The sequence below is a fragment of the Amycolatopsis cynarae genome (assembly GCF_026802195.1).
GTDB classification, from domain to species: Bacteria; Actinomycetota; Actinomycetes; order Mycobacteriales; family Pseudonocardiaceae; genus Amycolatopsis_E; species Amycolatopsis_E rhizosphaerae.
This window is the reverse complement of record NZ_CP113836.1, coordinates 909,257-929,564: the sequence shown is the minus strand read 5'-3', so window position 1 is coordinate 929,564 and position 20,308 is coordinate 909,257. Positions and strand designations below refer to the sequence as shown.

Below are 20,308 nucleotides of genomic sequence, written 5' to 3'. Positions count from 1 at the left end.
TCATACCTCCGTGCTCAGGAAGACGTTCTTGGTCTCGGTGAAGGACTCGGCCGCCGCCGGGCCGAGCTCCCGGCCGAGGCCGGACTGCTTGAACCCGCCGAACGGCGTCCAGTACCGCACCGAAGAATGCGAGTTGACCGACAGGTTGCCCGCCTCGACCCCCCGCGAGACCCGCAACGCCCGGCCCACGTCCGAGGTCCAGATCGACCCGGACAGCCCGTAGGCGGTGTCGTTGGCCAGCCGGATCGCGTCCGCCTCGCCGTCGAACGGCACCACCGCCACCACCGGGCCGAAGATCTCGTCGGTGACCAGCGGATCGGTCGGGGACTCCGGCAGCACCACGGTGGGCGGGAACCAGAAACCGGGACCGTCCGGGGCGCTCCCCCGGAAGGCGACCCTCGTGCCGTCCGTGACGTAGGAGGCCACCTTCGCCCGGTGCGCCGCGGAGATCAGCGGGCCCATCTCGGTGCGCTCGTCGGCCGGGTCGCCGACCACCACCCCGCGCACCGCCGGTTCCAGCAGCTCCAGGAACCGGTCGTAAACCGGCCGTTCCACCAGGATGCGGGACCGGGCGCAGCAGTCCTGGCCCGCGTTGTCGAACACGCCGTAGGGCGCGGTCGCCGCGGCCCTCTCCAGGTCCGCGTCGGCGAAGACGATGTTCGCGCTCTTGCCGCCGAGTTCGAGGGTGACCCGCTTCACCTGCTCCGCGCAGCCCGCCATGATCCGCTTGCCCACCGCGGTGGAGCCGGTGAACACGACCTTGCGCACCGCGGGATGGGTCACGAACCGCTGCCCCACCACGGGCCCCGCCCCCGGCAGCACCTGGAACACGTCCTCGGGCAGGCCGGCCTGCCGCGCCAGTTCCGCCAGCCGAAGCGCGGTCAGCGGGGTCGACTCGGCCGGTTTCAGCACCACGGTGTTCCCGGCGGCCAGCGCGGGGGCGAACCCCCAGGCCGCGATCGGCAGCGGGAAGTTCCACGGCACGATGATCCCCACCACGCCGAGCGGTTCGTGGAACGTGACGTTCACCCCGCCCGGTACCGGGATCTGGCTGCCGAGCAGCCGTTCGGGCGCCGCCGCGTAGTAGTGCAGCACGTCACGGACGTTGCCCGCCTCCCAGCGGGCGTTGGAGATCGTGTGCCCGGAGTTGCGCACCTCCAGCCGGGCCAGGTGCTCCCGGTCCGCGTCCACCGCCTCGGCGAAGGCCCGCAGCAACCGCGCGCGGTCGCCGGGGGCGACGGCGCGCCATGCGGGCAGGGCCGCCTGCGCCCGCGCGATCGCCTCGTCGGTCTCCTCCAGCGAAGCCAGCGGCACCGAGGTGAGGACCTCCTCGGTCGCCGGGTTGACCACGTCCACAGTGGTCACAAGCTCACTCACACCGCCTCCAGTGTGTTGGTGCCGTGAGGCGACCCCTCACGGCTCTGGTCGCGACCTCGCTCATGCCGCCTCCAGTGTTTTGCGGGACACCCGCACCCGGTCGGCCCGCATGAGCGGGGGCTTCGCCAGTCTCGCTCATGCGGCCTCCAGGAGCGCCGCGAACAGCCGTACGTCTTCCACGTCCTGTTCCGGATGCCACTGCACCCCGAGCACGAACCGCTCGCCGGGCAGCTCCACCGCCTCGATGGTGCCGTCCGCCGCCCAGCCCACCGCCCGCAGCCCCGTGCCGAGCCGCGCCACGGCCTGATGGTGGTAGCAGTGCCCCTTCGCCTGGGTGCCGAGGATCGCGGCCGCCCGGCTGCCGGCGGCCAGCATGATCCGGTTGTGCCCGTAGACGCCGGGCCCCGGCTGGTGCTCGGCGTGCCCGAGCTTCTCGGGCAGGTGCTGGGTCAGCGAACCGCCCAGCGCGACGTTGAGCACCTGCAGGCCCCGGCACACGCCCAGCACCGGCAGTCCTCGCGCCACGGCATCGGCCGTCAGCGCGAACTCGAACGCATCCCGTTCGGGGCGGCTGACGGTTTTCTCGTGCGGTGTCTCGCCGTAGCGTGCGGGATCGACGTCGGCGCCCCCGGCGATCACCACCGCGTCGACGGCGGCCAGCGCCGAGGTGTCCGTGCCGACCGAGGGCAGCAGCACCGGAACGCCGCCCGCGCGCACCACGCAGTCCACATAGGACCGTGGCACCAGTGCGGCGCCGGTGTCCCACACACCCCAGCGCGCCTGCTCCACATAGGTCGAGATACCGACCACCGGCCGCGAGGCGCGCCGGGTGGGCTCAGAGCCGTTCGAAACCACGGATCCGCTCCCAATCGGTGACGGCCGCGTCGAACGCGGCGAGTTCGACGCGGGCGGAGTTCAGATAGTGCTCGACGACCTCGTCGCCGAAGGCCGTGCGGGCGACCTCGCTCTTCGCCAGCAGTGCGGCCGCGTCCCGCAGGTTCGACGGCACGGCCGGTTTGCCCGAAGCGTAGGCGTTGCCGGTGAACTCGGGTTCGAGCGGCAGTTCGTGCTCGATCCCGTGCAGGCCGGCGGCCACCAGCGCCGCCACCGCGAGGTAGGGGTTCACGTCACCGCCGGGAACACGGTTTTCGACCCGCAACGACGGTCCGTGCCCGACCACCCGCAGCGCGCAGGTGCGGTTGTCCGTGCCCCAGGCCACCGCCGTGGGCGCGAAGCTGCCCGCCGCGAAACGCTTGTAGGAGTTGATGTTCGGCGCGAAGAAGTAGGTCAGCTCGCGCAGGCAGGCCAGCTGCCCGGCCAGGAAGTGCTCCATCACCGGGGAGAACCCGCGCGGGCCGTCCCCGGCGAGCACCGGTTCGCCCTCGGCCGAGCGCAGGCTGAGGTGGATGTGGCAGGAGTTGCCCTCGCGCTCGTTGTACTTGGCCATGAAGGTCAGGCTCCGGCCCTCCTGGGCGGCGATCTCCTTGGCCCCGGTCTTGTAGATGCTGTGGTTGTCGCAAGTGGACAGCGCGTCGGTGTAGCGGAAGGCGATCTCGTGCTGCCCGGGGTTGCACTCGCCCTTGGCGGACTCGACGTACATCCCGGCACCAGCCATCTCGTTGCGGATCCGGCGCAGCAGCGGCTCGAGGCGACCGGTGCCCAGCAGCGAGTAGTCCACGTTGTACTGGTTGGCCGGGGCGAGCTCGCGGTACCCGCGCCGCCAGGCCTGCTCGTAGCTGTCGTCGAAGACGATGAACTCCAGTTCGGTGCCCACGTACGCGGTCAGGCCGCGCTCGGCGAGCCGGTCGACCTGGCCTCGCAGCACCTGCCGCGGCGACGCGGGCACTGCCCCGCCCTCGACCCACTCCACGTCCGCGAGCACCAGCGCGGTCCCCGGATGCCAGGGCAGCAGGCGCAGGGTGCCCAGGTCGGGGCGGAGCACGAAGTCGCCGTAGCCCTTCTCCCAGGAGGACATCGCGAAACCGTCGACGGTGTTCATGTCCACGTCCACGGCGAGCAGGTAGTTGCAGGCCTCGGTCGCGTGCGGCACGACCTCCTCGAGGAAGTACCGCGCCGCGCACCTCTTGCCCTGGAGGCGGCCCTGCATGTCGGTCATCGCGACGAGAACGGTGTCGATCGCGCCGGAATCAGCCAGTTCCCGCAGCCGGTCGACGGTGAGCATGCCCCTGGCAGTGCTGATCCGGTCGGTCATCCGGTTACCCTTCCGCGCGCCGCTCGACCCCCTCAAAGGCTCACTATTGATCCATTGACCGTCCCTGTCAAGCCGGGCCACGCTTTTCCCGCGGACTCCGCCGCGGCGCGAAGGGGAAACCGATGCCTGACGAGATCATCGACGTGTGGATGCAGCAGCCCAACGCGCGGTTCATGGCGCAACCGTGGCTGGAGACGCTGGTGCGCTGGACCGGAATGTCCCGGCTCGCACCCACCACCGCCGAGACCCTCGACGCGATGGACGCCGCGGGCGTGCGCCTGGGGCTGCTGTCGGCCTGGCACTCCCCCCACGGCGTGCTGATCTCCAACGACGAGGTCGCCGCGCTCGTCGAACGGCACCCGGACCGGTTCGCCGGGATCGCCACCGTGGACCTGACCGATCCGGTCGGCGCGGTACGGGAGATCCGCCGGTGCGTGCGGGACCTCGGCTTCGTCGGCGTGCGCGTGGTCCCCTGGCTGTGGAACCTGCCCCCGAACGACCGGCGCTACTACCCGGTCTACGTCGCCTGCGTCGAGGAGGACGTGCCGTTCTGCACGCAGATCGGGCACACCGGCCCGCTCTGCCCGTCCGAACCGGGACGGCCGATCCCCTACCTGGACGAGGTGCTGCTCGACTTCCCCCAACTGGTGGTGGTCGGCGGGCACGTGGGGTACCCGTGGTTGCCGGAAGTGCTGTCCCTGGCGACGAAATACCCGAACTTCTACGTGGACACCTCCGCCTACGCCGTGCACCGGCTGCCCGCCGAACTCGTCGAGTTCCTGCGGGGGCGCGGGCGCACCCGGGTGTTGTTCGGCAGCAACTACCCGATGCTCACGCCCGCGCAGTGCCTGAAAAAACTCGATGAACTCCGGCTCGGCCCCGAAGCGAAGGAGTGCTTCCTCGGCGGCAACGCCCGTCGCGTGTTCTCCCTGCCGCTCTGAGGGCCTCACTGGGAGAAGGCGACAGAGGCCGCGAGGTCTTTCTGGTTTTCGAGTGCGAGTAGACGTTCGGTGAGCGCGGCGCGGACGGCTTCGTAGGTGTCGGCGCCGAGGCTGAGCCGGACGGGCGGGTCGGTGTAGCGCAGGGCCGACGCGAAGCCGGTGCGGGCCGCCGGGCTCGACCAGGGTGAGGTGGACGCCGAAGTCGGAGACCTCGCGGCTGACCCTCACGACACGCACCAGGTATACCCGGCCCTGCTCGCCGCCCTGGCCCCATTGAACCCGGCCTACCTGCACGTGATCCACGCCGGAGACGAAGACCTCGTCGCGAGGCTGCGCCGCGAATGGCCTACGGCCCTGCTCCTCAACCGCGTCGGCGCTCCCCTCGATGCCCGGATCGCCGACCTCGACGCCGGGCTGGCCGAGGTCGTCACCGTCGCCGCGGCCGCTCTGGCCAACCCGGACCTGCCGGCCCGCCTCCAGGCGAACGCCCCGCTGAACGCGGCCGACCCGGCCACCTTCTACGGCGGCGACCACACCGGATACACCGACTACCCCACCCTCGACGCGGCACAGAAGTGACATGGCTCGTCGCGCGCCGGTGGAGGCGCCACCTGAGGGTGAAGGGACAGGGTAAGTCGATCAAAGTGGTTGGGGTAGGAGTGCCAGGCCGGTCTCGCAGAGGCGTGCATCTACTGATGAGTGGCGTGGTCTGCCGGCCCGCGACGAGTAGGCTGATCGTTCGTCATCGGACCGGGGAGGTCGGCGTGGACTATGGCGACAAGCTCTTCTGGCTCTCGGTTGTGATTCAACGCAAGTACGCGCAGATCTGCGCCGAGTTCGACCTGACCCCCTCGCAGGCCACGCTGCTCTGCGCAGTCAGGAACGAGCCGCGGCAGATGGCTGACCTCGCCGCGTCGTTGGGTATGACCAAGAACGCATTGAGCCAGCTGGTCGATCGCACCGCGCGGCGCGAGTTGGTCGGCCGGGCAAGCTCGGCGCAGGACCGACGGGTCGTCATGCTCAGTGCGACGCCCACGGGGAAGGTGCTCGCCGAGGCCGTTTACGCGGAGGTCGCCAAGCGCCTGCCCGAGATCGCGAGGAACCTCGACGCCGACGACCAGCGCGACTTCGAGCGCGTGGCCACCGCCATCGTGGACACCTCGGACCTCTCTTCGCCCACCTCGAACCAACCCATCACACCGTGAGGTCTCGCTACACCCGCACCTTGACGACGTTCATGGCATGAACTAGTTTAGTTCATGCCATGAACTAATGAAGGGTGGCAGCGATGACCACACAGACGACCGGCACGATCGCGGTCTTCGGCGCGACGGGGCAACAGGGCGGGGCGGTGGTCGACGCACTGCTGGACCACAAGGCGCGGGTGCGGGCTTTGGTCCGCAACCCGCAGTCCGACCGGGCTCAGGCGCTGGCCGCCCGCGGCGTCGAGCTGGCGGCCATCCGGGCGGACGACCCGGCGTCGCTGGCCGCCGCGCTGGCGACGGTCGAGGGGTTCTACTTCATGACCCCGGAGGCGAACAGCCTCGAAGAGGTCGAGGCGGAGATCCGCATCGGTACCGCGCTCGTCGACGCAGCGGTCGAGGCGGGCGTCCCGCACGTCGTGTTCAACTCGGTCTTCGGAGCGGACCGGGAGTCGGGTGTGCCGCACCACGATTCGAAGCACTCGATCGAGGAGCACCTGAGGAAGTCGGGCCTCAGGGCCGCGATGGTTCGCGCGACCGCCTTCATGGAGAACTTCGCGAGCGTGATGGCACCGAGCCTGGAGCATGGGGAGATCGTGCTGAGGCTGCCGCTGCCGGAGGACGTCGCCCTGAAGATGATCTCGGTCAGGGACATCGGCCGGGTCGCCGCCGCGCTCCTGCTCGACACCGCGGAGGCGCCCGGCGGAGCCGTCGAGCTCGTCGGCGACGAGCTGACGGGCCCCCAGATCGCCGCGGCGTTCGGCGCGCGCGCCGGGCTCCCGGCACGGTACGAGGCCCTCCCGTTGAGCGTGCTTCCCAACGACCTCGACAAGGCGATGTTCCGCCAGTTCGCGGAGGCGGCGGAGTACCCTTCGGACCTCGCGGTGGTGCGCTCGATCGAGCCGGCCACCCTGGACCTGGTCGAGTGGATCCGAGCTACCGGCTGGACCGCGCCCACAAACGTGGCTGGTTCCTGAGCCTCCGGCCGCGATGAACGCCCCGCGATCGTGCCCACGGTCTCGGCGCTCTGGGCACGGCAACGCATCCGCCAACGGTTGAAGTAGTCACGAAGCTCCCGGGGCGTGCCCGAGGCCGACACGACGCCGGTGCCCGGGACGGCAGCCTGCGGACCGACGTCACCTCCGAAGACGTGCTCCTCCTCACCGGTGGCATCGCCGGTTCCGCGCAGCGCACCAGCAGAGCGCAGGCCCGGCGGCTCATCGACCTCCTCATGGACGCGCTGACCAGGGGCCCGACCGCGTAGCGTGATCTTGACGAGGGTTCACGAGAGAGGCGCACGATGGGCGAGGACGAGATCCACCGGCTGGATGCGACCGCGCTGGCGGGGCTGATCCGCGCGCGACAGCTGTCCGCGACGGAGGTGATGCGGGCGTGCCTTGACCGCATCGAAACGGTCAATCCGCGGGTGAACGCCGTGGTCACGGTGCTCGCCGAGCAGGGGCTCGCGGCGGCCCGCGCGGCGGACGAGGCCGTGGCCGCCGGTCACGCGCTGGGCCCGCTACACGGTGTGCCGTTCACCGTCAAGGATTCGCTGGACGTGGCGGGGGCGGTGAGCACTCGCGGCTCCGCCCTGTTCCGGGATCGTGTCGCCGCCTCGGACGCGACCGCGGTGGCCCGGCTGCGGGCGGCGGGCGCGATCCCGCTCGCCAAGACGAATCTGCCGGAATTCTCCTACTGGACCGAAACCGACAACCTGATCGTCGGCCGCTCGCTCAATCCGTGGGACGGCGAGCGCACCCCGGGTGGTTCCAGCGGTGGCGAATCGGCCGCGATCGCCGCGGGGATGTCTCCGCTGGGGTTGGGCAGCGACGTGGCCATCTCGGTGCGCGGCCCCGCCCACGACACGGGCATCGTCGCGCTGAAGGCGACCCGGGGACGGATACCGATCACCGGCCATTGGCCCGAGGTTCCCGGCCGCTACTGGCATGTCGGCCCGATGGCGCGCAGCGTGCGGGACCTCGCGACCTCGCTGGGGATCCTCGCCGGGCCCGACGGCGTCGACGGCCACGTGCGGCACTCGCCGCCGTCCGGCGACGGACCGCGGGACCCGGCGGGGTTGCGGGTGGGCTGGGCGTGCGAACCCGCGTTCGGCCCGGTTGATCCCGAGGTGACCGCCACCGTCGTCGCCGCGGCCGACGCGCTCCGGGAGCTGGGCTGCACGGTCGAGCCCGCCCCGCTCGCCGGTCTGGAGGCGGTCGACGCCACCACGTTGAGCGCGGTGCTGTTCACCGCCGAAGTGGTGCCGTACTTCCGGCAGGTCGCCGCGGGCTGCGAGTCCGCACTGCACCCGGTCATCCAGCGGACGATCGACGCGCCCGAGGTGGCCCTCGCCGACTACGTCGCGGCGCAGCACCAGGTGGACGCGCTCGGCTCCCTGTTCGCCGGGTACTTCGAGCACTACGACGTCCTGCTGTGTCCGGTCTGCCCCATTCCCGCGCCACCGCATGCCCGGTCGAAGTTCCGCGTCGGCGACGTGACCGTCCCGGCCCGCGGCATCATGCGGGCGACCGTCCCGTTCAACCTCACCGGCCTGCCCGCCCTGTCGTTGCCGTTCGGCGTCAGCGGCGACAACCTGCCCATCGGCGTCCAGCTCGTTTCCCGCTGGTACGACGAGGACGCCATCCTTCGGCTGGGGGCGGCGCTGGAAACCGTCAGCCCCGTCCGCGACCGCCACCCCGACCTGGCTTGACGCCAGGGCGCATCCGTCACGCCTCCTCCGCGGCCAGCAGCCGCTGGATCTCCCGCACGGCGTCCCGGCCCGCGCGGTTGGCGCCGACCGTGCTCGCCGAAGGGCCGTAGCCGACGAGGTGCAGCCGCGGTTCGGCGACGACGCGGGTGCCGTCCATCCGGATCCCGCCGCCCGGGGCACGCAGGTGCAGCGGCGCGAGGTGGTCGAGGGCCGCCCGGAAACCGGTGGCCCACAGGATCACGTCCGCCCGCTGCGCGGTGCCGTCGGGCCAGGTCACGCCGGTGGGCGTGATCCGCGCGAACATCGGCCTGCGGTCGAGGATTCCCCGCTCGCGGGCCGCCCGGACCTCGGGAGTCAGCGCCAGTCCGGTCACGCTCACCACGCTTCGCGGCGGCAGGCCCGCCCGCACCCGGCGGTCCACCTCGGCGACCACCTCGCGTCCGTACTCGGGCGTGAAGTCGTGGTCGAAGAACTCGGGGGGCCTGCGCGTGACCCAGGTCGTGCCCGCGGCGACCTCGGCGATCTCCATCAACTGCTGCACGGCCGAGGAGCCGCCCCCGACCACGATCACGTGCAGGCCGCGGAACTCCTCCGCCCCCTGGTAGTCCGCCGTGTGCAGCTGCCGCCCGGCGAACGTCTCCTGCCCCGGGTAGTGCGGCCAGAACGGCCGGTCCCAGGTGCCGGTCGCGTTGATCACCGCGCGGGCCGCCCACGCGTCCGTCGCGCTCTCCACCAGCAGGCGGTCCGCTTCGCGCCGCACGGACAGCACGTCGACCGGACGCAGCACCGGCAACCGGTAGGCACGTTCGAACCGCCCGAAGTACTCCGGCACGACCTCGGCGGCGGGCCGGTCCGGATCGGCCGTGCCCAGCTCCAGTCCGGGAAGGTCGTGCAGCCGGTGCACCTTGTTCATCCGCAGTGACGGCCAGCGGTACTGCCAGGCCCCGCCGGGGCGCTTCGCGTGGTCGAGCACGACGAAACCGCCGCCGTCGGGAAAAGAGGAGAAACCGGCCCGGCGCAGGTGATACGCGGCCGACAACCCGGCCTGCCCCGCACCGATCACCACCACATCCGTCTCGCTGCGCACACCCCCTACAACCCCCGCGACCCCTCACCCCTTCCCAGGGCGCTGGGACGAGCCGTGAAGGGCCCCTTCACGGTCGATTCGACTGTGAAGGGACCCTTCACGGCACAACGCCCAGGGGTCAGCGACGGCGGATGGCGCGGACGATCGCGATGATCGCCAGCAGCACGGCCACCCCGGCGAGCACCGGGCCCAGCCGCTTCGCCACCGAAGAGCCGGCGTATTCGAGCAGGTCGATCGCCTCGGCTTCCTTCTGCGGCGCGGGCGGGACGGCCTCCAGCTTCGGCTTGGCCTCCTCGCCCGGCTTGGCGGCGGCTTCCGGCGCCGCCGCGGCCTCCGCCGCCGCGGGAGCGGGAGCCGTCAGCTTCTCCGCCAGGTTCGCCGCGAACTGGTCGAGGATCTTGCCGCCGACCTCGGAGATCATGCCCCGGCCGAACTGCGCCGGGCGCCCGGTCACGTTGAGGTCGGTGGCGACCGTGCCCTTGGTGGCGCCGCCCTCCTCGGTCAGCGTCACGGTGACCGTCGCGGCCGCGGTGCCCGCGCCGCGAGTGTCCTTGCCCGAGGCCTTGATGACGATCTTGCGTGCCTGCTCGTCGGTCTCCAGGAACTCGCCGGAACCCTTGTACAGCAGGGAGATCGGCCCCAGCTTGACCTTCACCGTGCCGGTGAAGGTCTCGCCATCGACCTTCGTCAACGTGGCCCCCGGCATGCACGGCGCGACGCTTTCCGGATCGGTGACGGCCTTCCACACCTGCGCGGGCGGCGCCGGAACAGTGAATTCATGGTCAAGCCGCACGGCCCGACTCCCTTCTGTCGCTTTGGCGCCGGAGGCCACCGCTTCCTGTGGCGGCGGTGGCCTCCCGCGCCCCTTGGCTAGGCGCTTACCACGGCCGAGACGGCCCGGCCCGTCAGTACCCGTGCCAATTCTTGCCGATATTCGACGTCCGCGTTGCCGTCAGGGGTCGGGCTCGTGCCCTCCGCAGCGTGCGCGGCGGCCGCGCGAATCGTCTCCGCCTCGGCCTTCCGCCCGATCAGGGCCTGTTCCACGGCGGTGGCGCGCACCGGGGTGGCGGCCATGTTCGTCAGCGCGATGCGGGCGTCGGCGATGGTGTCGCCCTCGGTCCGGACGGTGACCGCCACCGCCACCATGGACCAGGCCTGGGCGACCCGGTTGAACTTCTCGTAGTGCGCCCGCCAGCCGGTGTGCTTGGGCACCCGGACCTCGACCAGGATTTCGTTCGCCTCCAGCGAGGTGGTGAAGAAGTCCTGGAAGAACTCGGCCGCGGGCACCGTGCGCCTGCCGCCCGGCCCGGCGATCACCATTTCCGCGTCGAGCGCCAGCGCCGGGGCCAGCAGGTCGCCCGCCGGATCGGCGTGCGCCAGCGAACCGCCGAAGGTGCCGCGGTGGCGGACCTGCGGGTCGGCCACCGTGTCGGTGGCCCTGGCCAGCAGCGCGGCGTGCTCGGCGACCAACTGGTCGCGCTGCACGTCGTAGTGCGTGGTCATGGCCCCGATGACGAGGGCGTCGCCGTCGTCGCGGATCCCGCGCAGCTCGGGAATCCGGCCGAGGTCGATCACCACGGACGGCGCCGCGAGGCGCATCCTCAGCACCGGCAGCAGGCTCTGCCCGCCCGCCAGCACCTTCGCGTCCTCACCGGCTTCGGACAGCGCCCGCACGGCCTCGTCCACGGTGGTGGGCGCGGCGTAGTCGAAGGCCGCGGGAATCACTGGGCACCTCCAGAAGCGTCGATCGAACCCAAACCGCCACCGGGACCGGTGACGTCACCGGCGGCGCGCTGACCGCGGTGGATCGCCGCCCACACCCGCATCGGCGAGCAGGGCATCTCGATGTCGTTCACCCCGAACGGCCGCACCGCGTCGACCACGGCGTTGACCACCGCCGGGGTGGAGGCGATCGTGCCGGCCTCGCCGACCCCCTTGACGCCCAGCGGGTTGCTGGTGGCCGGGGTTTCCGTGCGATCGGTGACGAAGCTGGGCAGGTCCATCGCCGAGGGGAGCAGGTAGTCGGCGAAGGTGCCCGTGGTCAGGGTGCCGCTCTCGTCGAACACCGCCTCCTCGTACAGCGCCTGTGCGATGCCCTGGGCGAGCCCGCCGTGGATCTGGCCTTCGACGATGAGCGGGTTGACCACCGCGCCGACGTCGTCCACGCAGACGTACTTCCGCAGCGTGACCCGGCCCGTCTCGGTGTCCACCTCGGCCGCGCACAGGTGCGTCCCGTGCGGGAACGAGAAGTTCTCCGGGTCGTAGACCGCGTCGGAGTCGAGCGAGGGCTCCACGCCGTCCGGCAGGTTGTGCGCCATGAAGGTCGCGAACACGACGTCCTGGATGGTGGTGGCCTTGTCGGTGCCCCGCACCGTGAACTTGCCGTGCGCGAACTCCAGGTCGTCCGGCGAGCACTCCATCAGGTGCGCGGCGATCGTGCGGGCCTTGGCGACCACCTTCTCCGCCGCCTTGACCACGGCGATCCCGCCCACCGCGAGCGAACGCGAACCGTAGGTGTCCAGGCCCTTCGGCGAGGACTGCGTGTCGCCGTGGATCACCTCCACGTCCTCGAAGGCCACGCCCAGCTGGTCGGCCACGATCTGGCTCCACGCCGTCTCGTGGCCCTGGCCGTGCGCGGAGGCTCCGGTGATCACCTCGACCTTGCCGGTGGGCAGCATGCGCACCGAGGCCGCTTCCCAGCCGCCCGCGCCGTAGTCGAGGGAGCCGAGGACCCGCGACGGCGCGAGACCGCACATCTCGGTGAACGTCGAGATGCCGATGCCCAGCTGGATCGGGTCCTTGCGTTCGCGGCGTTCCCGCTGTTCCCGGCGCAGGCCCTCGTAGTCGAAGAGTTCGAGTGCCTTCTGGGTCGCGGCCTCGTAGTTCCCCGAGTCGTAGGTCAGGCCCGCGACCGTGGTGTACGGGAACTCCTCGTGCTTGATCCAGTTCTTTTCGCGCAGCTCCAACGGGTCCATGCCGAGTTCGGCGGCGAGCTCGTCCATGATCCGCTCGATGCCGAAGGTGGCCTCCGGCCGCCCGGCGCCCCGGTAGGCGTCGGTCAGGGTGGTGTTGGTGAACACGTTGGTGCAGGCGAAGTGGTAGGCCGGGAACTTGTAGATCGCGTTGAACATGAACGCGCCCAGGATCGGCACCCCGGGCCCGACCAGGCCGAGGTAGGCGCCCATGTCGGCGAGCAGTTCGACCTTGAGGCCGGTGACCGTGCCGTCCCGTTTGGCCGTGATGGTGATGTCCTGGATCTGGTCACGCCCGTGGTGCGCGGTGAGCATGGTCTCCGAACGGGTCTCGGTCCACTTCACCGGCTTGCCGAGCTTCTGCGCGATGAGCAGGGTCATCGCCTCTTCCGGCAGCACCGCGATCTTGCCGCCGAAGCCGCCCCCGACGTCGGGGGCGATCACGCGCAGCTTGTGCTCGGGGATGCCCAGCGTCAGCGCCGCCATCGTCTTGAGGATGTGCGGCACCTGGGTGGCCGACCACATCACGATCTGCTGGCCCGTCGGGTCCACGACGCAGGAGCGGGGCTCCATGAACGCCGGGATGAGCCGCTGCTGGCGGAAGCGCCGCTTGACGACCACTTCGGCGTCGGAAATGGCCTGCTCGACGCTGCCTCCGGTGCCCGCCTCGCCGGAGTCGAACACCCACAGCGCGTTGCGGTTGGTGCCGAGTTCCTCGTGGACCAGGGGCGCGCCCTCGGCGAGCGCGTTCTCCAGGCCGAGGACGACGGGCAGTTCCTCGTAGTCGACGTCGATCGCTTCGAGCGCGTCCCGGGCCTGCGCGGCGGTGCGCGCCACCACCACGGCGACACCCTCCCCGGCGAAGTTGACCCGGTCGGCGGCCAGCACCGGACGGCGCGGGTGCTTCATGTCGGGGGTGACCGGCCAGGCGCAGGGCATGCCGATCGCGCCCTCGGGGTCGAGGTCGGCGGCGGTGTAGACGGCGATCACCCCGGGCCTGGTCTTCGCCTCCGAGGTGTCGATGCCGTTGATCCTGGCGTGCGCGAACGGGCTGCGCAGCACGGCGAGGTGCAGCAGACCGGGCAGGACGGTGTTGTCGGTCCAGCGGGTGCGGCCGGTGATCAGCCGCGCATCCTCCTTGCGGGTGCGCGCCTTGCCGACCTCCGGTTCGATGGTCGCGGTCACGTCACTCGCCCCCGCCCGCGATCGCGCTGGGGACGTCGCTGATCCGCTCGGCCTCCGGGCCCGCGCCGGGGCTCATGTGCCGGGCGGCGTCCTGCACGGCCCGCACGATGTTCTGGTAACCGGTGCAACGGCAGAGGTTGCCCTCCAGGCCCTCGCGCACGGCCTTCTCGTCCGGGTCGGGATTGTCGGCCAGCAGGTCGATCGACTGCATGATCATGCCCGGCGTGCAGTAGCCGCACTGCAGGGCGTGGTTGTCGTGAAAGGCCTGTTGCACCGGGTGCAACTGGCCCTCGCGCGCGAGCCCTTCGACGGTGGTGACCTCACCTCCGTCGGCCTGCACCGCGAGCACCGAACAGGATTTGACGCTGCGCCCGTTCAGGTGGACCGTGCACGCACCGCAGTTGCTGGTGTCGCAGCCGATTACGGTACCGACTTTCCCGAGCGTCTCCCTCAGGTAGTGCACGAGCAGTGTGCGGGGTTCGACCTCGTCGGTGTACTGGGCTCCGTCAACGGTGACGGTGATTCGCATGAGCCCTCCAGTGTGGTGGGAGCTGGGTGATCGGCTTCACAAGGGAGCGTGCTACTTCTGTCGCGATCGGACAAGTCCTGCCCGGGTGAAACTCGCGCGGCCGATCCGCAGATGCGGTTTATTCCAGTAAAATACTCCGCGAATGCGGAGTCCGCCGTGAAAAAGGGAACCACACGATTTTTGCGGCCGTCACAGGCATGTGGAACGAGTCACCGTCAGCGACGGCACCGGGCTCATCGAGACCGGTGAAACGCAAGGAAAAACCCTGCGGATCCCGGCGCTGACCGAGAGCCTGAGGATCGCGCTGGCCACCGGGCAGCTGCGCCGTCCGCTGGGCGAAACGCTGGGGCCGCTGCTCCGCCTGCTCTCCAGCGGGCACTACGAACTCGCCGGACCGGAACCGCTGTTCGACGACCGGCGCCTGGTGGCCACCGGCGGCGACTGGCCGCGGGCCGAAGACGGCCGGGTCGCCTACTACCGGCGGGCGATCCGGTCCGGGCTGCGCCCGGTCGCGGTGCTGTTGCGGCCCGGCGGCCGCGCGCGCGACCTCGTGCTCGACGGCCACCACAAGATCGTGGCCTACCAGGCGGAACGGCTCGCGCCCTCCGTCGTGCGCATCGGCGTGCTCAGCCGTGGATCCGGCCCGACAGCTCCGCCAGGCGACGGCCACCACCACCCCAGCGCAGCGCGATGATCTCGGCCGCGATCGACACCGCGGTCTCCTCCGGTGTCCGCGCGCCGAGATCCAGCCCGATCGGCGAGGACAGCCGCGCGAGTTCCTCCTCGGTCATGCCCGCCTCGCGCAGGCGCGCCAGCCGGTCCTCGTGGGTCCGGCGCGAACCCATCGCACCGATGTAGCCGACGTCGAGCCGCAACGCGACCTCCAGCAGCGGCACGTCGAACTTCGGGTCGTGCGTGAGCACCGCGATGGCGGTGCGGCGGTCGATGCGGCCCGCCTCCGCCTCGGCCTTGAGGTAGCGGTGCGGCCAGTCGACCACCACCTCGTCGGCGAACGGGAACCGGCTCGCGGTGGCGAACACCGGGCGCGCGTCGCACACCGTCACCTGGAAGCCCAGGAAGGAACCCATGCGCGCCATCGCGGCGGCGAAGTCGATCGCGCCGAACACGAGCATCCGGGGCGGCGGCTCGAAGGAGTTGACGAACACGCTCATGCCCTCGCCGCGCCGCTCGCCTTCGAGGCCGTAGTGCAGGGTCGCGGTGCGGCCGGTGGCCAGCAGGCCCCTGGCGTCGTCCACGACGGCGTCGTCGATCCGCTCCGAACCGAGGCTGCCCCGCACCCGGTCCGACCAGATGATCATGTGGCGGCCCGCGCGATCCGGGTCGGCGTGCTCGATCACCGTCACCACCGCGACCGGCTCGCCGCGATGCACCGACTCGACCACCTCACCGAGTTCGGGCAGGCTTTCCTTGTCCACCCGCTCCACGTAGATGTCGATGATCCCGCCGCAGGTCAGCCCGACGGCGAAGGCGTCGTCGTCGCTCACGCCGTAACGCTGCAGTACCGGCTTGCCGTCGGCGATCACCTCCTGCGCGAGTTCGTAGACGGCGCCTTCCACGCAGCCGCCGGACACGCTGCCGATGGCCTCACCGCCCTGCGTCACCAGCATCGAGGCCCCGGGCGACCGGGGTGCCGACGAGAACGTGGAGACCACCGTCGCCAGGCCGATCACCTCGCCCTCGGCCCAGCGCTTGGAGAGTTCGTCCATTACGTCATGCATCGCGTATCTCCACCAGCAGTCGTTCCAGGGTGGCCAGGCTGTGCCCGGCCAGCAGGCGGTCGAGGTGCGGGAGCGCGGCGGCGATCCCGGATTGCACCGGGGCGTAGCCCTCGCGTCCCGCGTGGGGGTTGATCCACAGCACAGCGTGCGCCAGGCGGCGCATTCTGGCCAACTGCTCGCCCAGGAGCGAAGGATCACCCCGCTCCCAGCCGTCGGAGAAGACAACGACCACGGCACGCCGTGCGATTCCCCGTTGCCCCCACCGATCCAGGAAGACGCGCAGCGTCTCGCCGAGCCGGGTGCCCCCCGCGTAGTCCGCCACCGCCTGCCCGGCGGAGAGCATCGCGCGCTCCGGATCGCGCTGCCGCAGCTGCCGCGACACCCGCGTCAGGCGGGTACCCAGGGTGAACACCTCGACATCGGCGGGCGCGCTGCGCACGACCACGTGCGCGAAGCGGAGGAGGGAATCGGCGTACGGGCTCATCGATCCGGACACGTCGATCAGGAACACCACGCGACGCGGCCTCGTGGAACGCCGCTGATAGGCGAGGTCGACCGGCTCCCCCCCGCCGGCGAGCATCCGGCGCAACGTCCGCGAAGCGTCGAGCGACCCGCGTGTGGCGGGGCGGCGCCGCAACGAGGCGCGGGTCGGCGGGAGCGGGCGCAACACCGCGAACAACTCGCGCAGATGCCGCCGCTCGGCGGCGGTCAGCTCCGCGAGATCCCGGTGCCGCAACACTTCCGTGTCCGTCGCGGCGACGCGCAACTCGTCCGCCTTCGCCTCGCCCTCGCCCCCCTCGGGCCGCTCCTCCGACAGCGCGGCCATCCGCGCCTGCTTCGGCCGGGCCACCGTCACCGGCTTCGGCGCCGGGGGCTCCGCCGCGAACCACTGCGCGAAAGCGTCGTCATACCGGGAAAGGTCGTCCGGCTCCCCGCACAATGTCACCCGCCCGGCCCAGTACAGCTGCCCGGCGTCGGCGAGGTCGACCCGTTGGAGGGCGTCCAGATACGCCTGCACCCGCTGCGGCCCCGCCGCCACCCCGGCCTCCCGCAAAGCCGTCGCGAACCCGACGAACCCGGCCAGGGGATCTCGCTCGTCCATTCCCCCATTGTCTCCGGTAGCGGCGAGGATGGGGGATCTTCCTGCCGCCCCTGTTTGTCGGAACTGTCCGCTAAGCTGCAACGTCAGAGGGTCACCGTCATCGTCGGCCACTGGGGAGGCAGCTTTGAACGAGGCAGACAGCGCGGCCGTCGGCGCCGCCGCGGCGGCCGCGGCCGCCGTCTGGGGCAGTCCCGTCGCCGGGGCCGTGGCAGGCCTCGCCGTGACCGAAGCCGCCAAGGCGGCCGCCCCCGGCGCCTCCGGCGGTTTCGAATTCCCCAGCGCGGAAGAGATGAACACGGTACTGGGCATGTGGAAGGACCGCCAGGCCAGCCTCGCGCAGAAACAAAGCATCATCCAGGCCGCTCTCTCCAGCCTCACCCAGCTTGCGGGCGACCAGGAAAGCCAAAGCTACCTGCAGCAGGCCCGCGATTCGCTCAACCTGCTCAACGGCCAACACGACTCGATGCTCAACTACGTCGAGAACTACATTCAAAAGCTCGCCGACGCCACGAACGCGAAGCAAACCGGGGAAGAAAACAACATTTCTTCTCTCAGCGGAAAAACAGGAGGACTCAGCGCATGACGAAGCGAAGCCGCCTGTTCCATACCGCAGCCGTACTGACGGCGCTCACGCTCCTCGCCGGATGCTCGGAACAAACACCGGGAACACCCAGTTCCGCCAGCACGACCCCGGCAGCAAACAGCGCCGGAACTGATGACTCTTCCATACCCAAGGTTCCTCGGGCGCTCGACCCTTCGGCTTATCTGGACAAGCCCTGTGACCTGGTGCCGAGGCAACTGCTGAGCCAACTCGGCTATACCGCGCCAGGAACCCCGAACATGACCAATTCGACGGCGGGGCCTGCCTGCAACTGGTACATGGCGGGCTCTTCCAAGAACTTCGGGGTCGGTGTCCAGCGAACCCGCAGCGGCCAGGACAACGGGGGAATCGCCAAGATCGCCAGTTTGAAGGGCAGCCTCTTTTCCTACGTCGACATGACGAATGTGAAGGGCTACCCCGCCGCCTTCGCCGACACCGGTGACCGTCGCGCCAGCGGTTCCTGCACTCTTTGGGTCGGTATCACCGACAAGCTGACCATTTCGGCCAGCACCAATCGTTACGGCACCGAACAGGATTCCTGCGGCGTCGCCAGGCAAGTCGCAGGCGCAGTTCTCGACACTTTGCAAGGGGGCTCGTGACATGGGATTGAACGGCACCCAGATCTACCAGAACTTCACCAACGGCGATTCCAGCCCCCTTCAGTCGGCGGCGGATGCGATCGCGCAACTGCAGGCCGAATACCAGGACGAGGCCCAGCAGATCAAGGCGCTGCAGGACAAGATGGCGTCCTACTGGACGGGCAGTTCCGGTGACGCGGCGAACGCCGGGGCGAACCCGCTGGCGCAGACGTTCCAGGCCTCGGCCACCCCGCTGGACCAGACCACCGATTCCCTGCGCACCCAGTCGGACGTCTTCCAGCGGTCCAAGAGCAGTGTGGTGCCGGTCCCGCCCGCGCCGGAGAAGCCCAGCGGGTGGTCGCTGGGGCTGAAGGCCGCGATCCCGATCGTCGGGCCGTCGATGGCCGTGAGCGACGTCAACTCGTATCAGGAAGGCGTGGCGAAGACCAACGCCGCGAACGCCAACAACGTGCGCGTAATGGACCAGTACAGCTCGGTCACCGGCAGCACGAAGACCCAGATCCCGATGGACTACCAGCCGCTGTCCCCGGACGGGGCGAGCGTCGGCCTGAAAGCGAAGCAGGTCGGCACCATCGGTTCGGTCATCGACACCTACACCGACCGGACGCGCGCCTCCTCCTCCACCGGACAGCAGACGGTGAGTGGCTCACTGGCGGACGGCCCGGTCAGCGCCCCGCCCGCGCTGAGCGAATCGAACCAGGTGACCACCTCCAGGCCCACCGGCGACGGGCCCGTCGGCACCGTGCGCCCGGGGCCGAACCTCCCGCCCGGCAACCCCGGCACCGGCCCCACCACCAGCAATTCGTTCCTCCCCGGCCCGGCCAACGGCTATGGTCCCACCGCCGACTCCGAACGCGGCGGGTCCTCATACCGCACCGGTACCGGCCCCGGCGGGACACCCTCGGCCGGCGGCGGGCTCGGGCGCAACAGCGCCGCGGGCCGGTTGCTGGGCGGCGACGCCGAGAGCGGCGGCCGTAGCAGCGCAGGAGGCCGCGGCGGCGCGACGGCCGGGGAAGGCGGCGGCCGCGGGCTCGGCGCCGGTCGCGGCAGCGGCGCCGGTTCAGTGGGCCGCGCGCTGGCGGCGGAGGAAGCCGCGGCGAGCCGCGGCGCGGCCAGGACCGCGGGCGGCTCCCCGATGGGTGCCGCCGGGCAACGTGGCAAGGGCGAGGAGGACAAGGAACACCAGCGTCCCGACTACCTGCTGGAGGCCGACCCCGATTCGGTCTTCGGTAGCGACGTCCGCGCCACCCCACCCGTCATCGGCGAGTAGGCGGCGAGGGCGCGATGGGGTCGGCGACCGGCCACTACCTCTCGTTGCCGCTCGCGGCGCTCGCCGGGGCCGTCGAGCGGGAGAACGTCGGAACGTTGCACCTGGTGCTGAGCCCGGAACCGATGTGGCTGAGCGACACGGAGAAAGCCGCGGCACGGCAACAGATGCTGGACACGCTCGCGGAAGCGGGACTGCTCGACCGGCGGGGACGCCTCGACACCGACTTCCTCGACTGGCTCCCCCTGCTGACCCGCCCGTCGCTGGAGTACTACGGCTGGGTGCACGACGGCGAGCGCACCTACGGGGTGCTCGCCGCGGCACGGGGCCTGCAGGGCATCGTCGCGGTCCGCGTCGGCGACGGGATCGCGCTGCGGCCGGTCCCCCGCGACCGCCTGCCCGAGGCCCTCATCGCCGAACTGCCCGAGAGGCACGCCGGTGGCGGCCGTCCCCTAACGGTCCGCGTCGCCGACCTCGAAGACGCCGCCCGCGAGGACCGCATCCCCAGCCGGGACGTGCGCGACCTGGTCGACGTGCTCCGCCGTCCGGTCACCGGCACCGGCGAGCTGTATGTGGGCCGCCGCGACGAGCTCAACCGGTACACCCGGCTGGAACAGCCGTTGCACTACGCCGACACCGACTGGGGCCGTTACCTCAACTACACCCTCGGCACCGGCCGGGACGCCGAGATCCACCTGGCTCCCGGCCACCCCGCCGCCCTGATCGAGCATCTCCTCCGCCTGGAGCAAACCCTGCCCAGCTAGGAAGTCGGCGGGTTCTGACCT

Annotated in this window: 20 protein-coding genes; 10 read left to right on the top strand and 10 right to left on the bottom strand. The window is 70.8% G+C overall.

Annotated elements, in window-relative coordinates:
- From ORV05_RS04470 to ORV05_RS04460, 3 genes are all read right to left on the bottom strand, one after another.
- Positions 1-1,365 carry an aldehyde dehydrogenase family protein gene (locus ORV05_RS04470; protein ID WP_268759701.1) on the bottom strand — a complete coding sequence of 455 codons (1,365 nt, stop codon included), beginning with the start codon at positions 1,363-1,365 and terminating at the stop codon, positions 1-3.
- 147 nt (positions 1,366-1,512) lie between these two features.
- On the bottom strand, positions 1,513-2,232 hold the full coding sequence (locus tag ORV05_RS04465) for a gamma-glutamyl-gamma-aminobutyrate hydrolase family protein (RefSeq protein WP_268757173.1): 720 nt from the start codon (positions 2,230-2,232) through the stop codon (positions 1,513-1,515).
- A complete protein-coding gene (locus ORV05_RS04460; protein ID WP_268759700.1) occupies positions 2,213-3,559 on the bottom strand; it encodes a glutamine synthetase family protein in 1,347 nt (448 codons plus the stop codon). The genes ORV05_RS04465 and ORV05_RS04460 overlap by 20 nt, the downstream gene beginning before the upstream one ends.
- A gap of 152 nt (positions 3,560-3,711) precedes the next feature.
- Here ORV05_RS04460 and ORV05_RS04455 point away from each other — a divergent pair, with 152 nt between their 5' ends.
- The 5 genes from ORV05_RS04455 to ORV05_RS04435 all read left to right on the top strand — a co-directional run bounded on the left by ORV05_RS04455 (position 3,712) and on the right by ORV05_RS04435 (position 8,442).
- Positions 3,712-4,530 (top strand): amidohydrolase family protein, encoded by an 819-nt coding sequence (locus ORV05_RS04455; protein WP_268757172.1) that lies wholly within the window; start codon positions 3,712-3,714, stop codon positions 4,528-4,530.
- A gap of 189 nt (positions 4,531-4,719) precedes the next feature.
- Positions 4,720-5,109 carry a hypothetical protein gene (locus ORV05_RS36345; protein WP_326938116.1) on the top strand — a complete coding sequence of 130 codons (390 nt, stop codon included), beginning with the start codon at positions 4,720-4,722 and terminating at the stop codon, positions 5,107-5,109.
- Between the two features lie 185 nt (positions 5,110-5,294).
- A complete protein-coding gene (locus ORV05_RS04445; RefSeq protein ID WP_268757171.1) occupies positions 5,295-5,735 on the top strand; it encodes a MarR family winged helix-turn-helix transcriptional regulator in 441 nt (146 codons plus the stop codon).
- 83 nt (positions 5,736-5,818) lie between these two features.
- Positions 5,819-6,709, top strand: coding sequence for an NmrA family NAD(P)-binding protein (locus tag ORV05_RS04440; RefSeq protein WP_268757170.1), 891 nt, complete (start codon positions 5,819-5,821; stop codon positions 6,707-6,709).
- 323 nt (positions 6,710-7,032) lie between these two features.
- Positions 7,033-8,442, top strand: a complete 1,410-nt coding sequence (locus ORV05_RS04435) for an amidase (protein WP_268757168.1) — start codon at positions 7,033-7,035, stop codon at positions 8,440-8,442.
- Positions 8,443-8,458: 16 nt separating this feature from the next.
- On the opposite strand, the gene ORV05_RS04430 is transcribed toward ORV05_RS04435, so the two are convergent.
- From ORV05_RS04430 to ORV05_RS04410, 5 genes are all read right to left on the bottom strand, one after another.
- The gene (locus tag ORV05_RS04430) at positions 8,459-9,529 is read right to left on the bottom strand and encodes an NAD(P)-binding domain-containing protein (protein WP_268757167.1); all 1,071 of its coding nucleotides are present in this window, start codon (positions 9,527-9,529) and stop codon (positions 8,459-8,461) included.
- 118 nt (positions 9,530-9,647) lie between these two features.
- A complete protein-coding gene (locus tag ORV05_RS04425) occupies positions 9,648-10,322 on the bottom strand; it encodes an SRPBCC family protein (RefSeq protein WP_268757166.1) in 675 nt (224 codons plus the stop codon).
- A gap of 77 nt (positions 10,323-10,399) precedes the next feature.
- Positions 10,400-11,254 (bottom strand): FAD binding domain-containing protein, encoded by an 855-nt coding sequence (locus ORV05_RS04420; RefSeq protein ID WP_268757165.1) that lies wholly within the window; start codon positions 11,252-11,254, stop codon positions 10,400-10,402.
- On the bottom strand, positions 11,251-13,686 hold the full coding sequence (locus ORV05_RS04415) for a xanthine dehydrogenase family protein molybdopterin-binding subunit (protein WP_268757164.1): 2,436 nt from the start codon (positions 13,684-13,686) through the stop codon (positions 11,251-11,253). Before ORV05_RS04415 ends, ORV05_RS04420 begins: the two co-directional genes overlap by 4 nt.
- Position 13,687: 1 nt before the next feature.
- Positions 13,688-14,215 carry a (2Fe-2S)-binding protein gene (locus ORV05_RS04410; RefSeq protein WP_268757163.1) on the bottom strand — a complete coding sequence of 176 codons (528 nt, stop codon included), beginning with the start codon at positions 14,213-14,215 and terminating at the stop codon, positions 13,688-13,690.
- Between the two features lie 199 nt (positions 14,216-14,414).
- On the opposite strand from ORV05_RS04410, the gene ORV05_RS04405 reads away from it, so the two are divergent.
- On the top strand, positions 14,415-14,909 hold the full coding sequence (locus ORV05_RS04405) for a hypothetical protein (RefSeq protein ID WP_268757162.1): 495 nt from the start codon (positions 14,415-14,417) through the stop codon (positions 14,907-14,909).
- Here ORV05_RS04405 and ORV05_RS04400 read toward each other — a convergent pair.
- Together ORV05_RS04400 and ORV05_RS04395 are read right to left on the bottom strand one after the other, a co-directional pair.
- A complete protein-coding gene (locus ORV05_RS04400; RefSeq protein WP_268757161.1) occupies positions 14,842-15,954 on the bottom strand; it encodes an XdhC family protein in 1,113 nt (370 codons plus the stop codon). The genes ORV05_RS04405 and ORV05_RS04400 overlap by 68 nt on opposite strands.
- Positions 15,947-17,056, bottom strand: a complete 1,110-nt coding sequence (locus ORV05_RS04395; RefSeq protein ID WP_268757160.1) for a vWA domain-containing protein — start codon at positions 17,054-17,056, stop codon at positions 15,947-15,949. The genes ORV05_RS04400 and ORV05_RS04395 overlap by 8 nt, the downstream gene beginning before the upstream one ends.
- A 124-nt stretch (positions 17,057-17,180) precedes the next feature.
- Here ORV05_RS04395 and ORV05_RS04390 point away from each other — a divergent pair, with 124 nt between their 5' ends.
- The 4 genes from ORV05_RS04390 to ORV05_RS04375 are packed head-to-tail and all read left to right on the top strand — an operon-like array spanning position 17,181 to position 20,287.
- A complete protein-coding gene (locus ORV05_RS04390) occupies positions 17,181-17,639 on the top strand; it encodes a hypothetical protein (RefSeq protein ID WP_268757159.1) in 459 nt (152 codons plus the stop codon).
- A complete protein-coding gene (locus tag ORV05_RS04385) occupies positions 17,636-18,256 on the top strand; it encodes a DUF3558 domain-containing protein (RefSeq protein WP_268757158.1) in 621 nt (206 codons plus the stop codon). The genes ORV05_RS04390 and ORV05_RS04385 overlap by 4 nt, the downstream gene beginning before the upstream one ends.
- 1 nt (position 18,257) lies before the next feature.
- Entirely contained in the window at positions 18,258-19,526 is a 1,269-nt protein-coding gene (locus tag ORV05_RS04380; protein ID WP_268757157.1) for a WXG100 family type VII secretion target, read from the top strand.
- A 14-nt stretch (positions 19,527-19,540) separates the two neighbouring features.
- Positions 19,541-20,287 (top strand): ESX secretion-associated protein EspG, encoded by a 747-nt coding sequence (locus ORV05_RS04375; RefSeq protein WP_268757156.1) that lies wholly within the window; start codon positions 19,541-19,543, stop codon positions 20,285-20,287.
- Positions 20,288-20,308: the final 21 nt, after the last annotated feature.

Bases quoted from the DNA above. Each gene is read 5' to 3' on its own strand.
- ORV05_RS04435 (WP_268757168.1), top strand. From the start codon at position 7,033: ATGGGCGAGGACGAGATCCACCGGCTGGATGCGACCGCGCTGGCGGGG.
- ORV05_RS04400 (WP_268757161.1), bottom strand. From the start codon at position 15,954: ATGCATGACGTAATGGACGAACTCTCCAAGCGCTGGGCCGAGGGCGAG.
- ORV05_RS04380 (WP_268757157.1), top strand. From the start codon at position 18,258: ATGGGATTGAACGGCACCCAGATCTACCAGAACTTCACCAACGGCGAT.
- ORV05_RS04410 (WP_268757163.1), bottom strand. From the start codon at position 14,215: ATGCGAATCACCGTCACCGTTGACGGAGCCCAGTACACCGACGAGGTC.
- ORV05_RS04395 (WP_268757160.1), bottom strand. From the start codon at position 17,056: ATGGACGAGCGAGATCCCCTGGCCGGGTTCGTCGGGTTCGCGACGGCT.
- ORV05_RS04460 (WP_268759700.1), bottom strand. From the start codon at position 3,559: ATGCTCACCGTCGACCGGCTGCGGGAACTGGCTGATTCCGGCGCGATC.
- ORV05_RS04455 (WP_268757172.1), top strand. From the start codon at position 3,712: ATGCCTGACGAGATCATCGACGTGTGGATGCAGCAGCCCAACGCGCGG.
- ORV05_RS04375 (WP_268757156.1), top strand. From the start codon at position 19,541: ATGGGGTCGGCGACCGGCCACTACCTCTCGTTGCCGCTCGCGGCGCTC.
- ORV05_RS04440 (WP_268757170.1), top strand. From the start codon at position 5,819: ATGACCACACAGACGACCGGCACGATCGCGGTCTTCGGCGCGACGGGG.
- ORV05_RS04385 (WP_268757158.1), top strand. From the start codon at position 17,636: ATGACGAAGCGAAGCCGCCTGTTCCATACCGCAGCCGTACTGACGGCG.